Here is a 1,127-nt window from a genome sequence, read left to right as displayed (position 1 = left end):
ATGGCCAAGGCGAAATTCGAGCGTACCAAGCCGCACTGCAACATCGGGACGATCGGTCACGTCGACCACGGCAAGACGTCGCTGACGGCGGCGATCACGAAGGTGCTGGCGGAGACGGGCGGCGCGACGTACACGGCGTACGACGCGATCGACAAGGCTCCGGAGGAGAAGGCGCGCGGGATCACGATCTCGACGGCGCACGTGGAGTACGAGACGGCGAACCGGCACTACGCGCACGTCGACTGCCCCGGCCACGCGGACTACGTGAAGAACATGATCACGGGCGCGGCGCAGATGGACGGGGCGATCCTGGTCGTGTCGGCGGCGGACGGCCCGATGCCGCAGACGCGCGAGCACATCCTGCTGGCGCGCCAGGTGGGCGTCCCGGCGCTGGTCGTGTTCATGAACAAGGTCGACATGGTCGACGACGAGGAGCTGCTGGAGCTCGTCGAGCTCGAGATCCGCGAGCTGCTGTCGAAGTACAGCTTCCCGGGCGACGACATCCCGATCACGAAGGGCTCGGCGCTGATGGCGCTCGAGGACAAGAACCCGGCGATCGGCAAGGAGGCTGTCCTCAAGCTGATGGCGTCGGTCGACGAGTACATCCCGACGCCGGAGCGCCCGATCGACCAGCCGTTCCTGATGCCGATCGAGGACGTGTTCTCGATCTCGGGCCGCGGCACGGTGGTGACGGGTCGCGTCGAGCGCGGCGTGGTGAAGGTGGGCGAGGAAGTCGAGATCGTCGGCATCCGCGACACCGTCAAGACGACGGTCACGGGCGTGGAGATGTTCCGCAAGCTGCTCGACCAGGGCCAGGCGGGTGACAACGTCGGCGTGCTTCTGCGCGGCACCAAGCGCGAGGACGTGGAGCGCGGCCAGGTCGTGTGCAAGCCGGGCTCGGTGAAGCCGCACAAGAAGTTCAAGGCCGAGGCGTACATCCTCACCAAGGAGGAGGGCGGCCGCCACACGCCGTTCTTCAACAACTACCGCCCGCAGTTCTACTTCCGCACGACGGACGTGACCGGCATGGTCAAGCTGCCCGAGGGCACCGAGATGGTGATGCCGGGCGACAACGTCGCGATGGAGGTCGAGCTGATCGTGCCGATCGCCATGGAGGAGAAGCTGCG

At 66.7% G+C, this 1,127-nt stretch carries 1 protein-coding gene; it reads left to right on the top strand.

The features are described 5' to 3' along the window. A partial coding sequence (gene tuf / locus ACTZWW_RS22650) for an elongation factor Tu (RefSeq protein WP_444783224.1) occupies positions 1 to 1,127 on the top strand: 1,127 nt, incomplete at its 3' end.

The organism is Salinarimonas sp. NSM, from assembly GCF_052380005.1.
Taxonomy (GTDB): Bacteria; Pseudomonadota; Alphaproteobacteria; order Rhizobiales; family Beijerinckiaceae; genus Salinarimonas.
The sequence above is the reverse complement of the archived record's forward strand: the minus strand, read 5'-3'. Positions and strand labels throughout refer to the sequence as shown.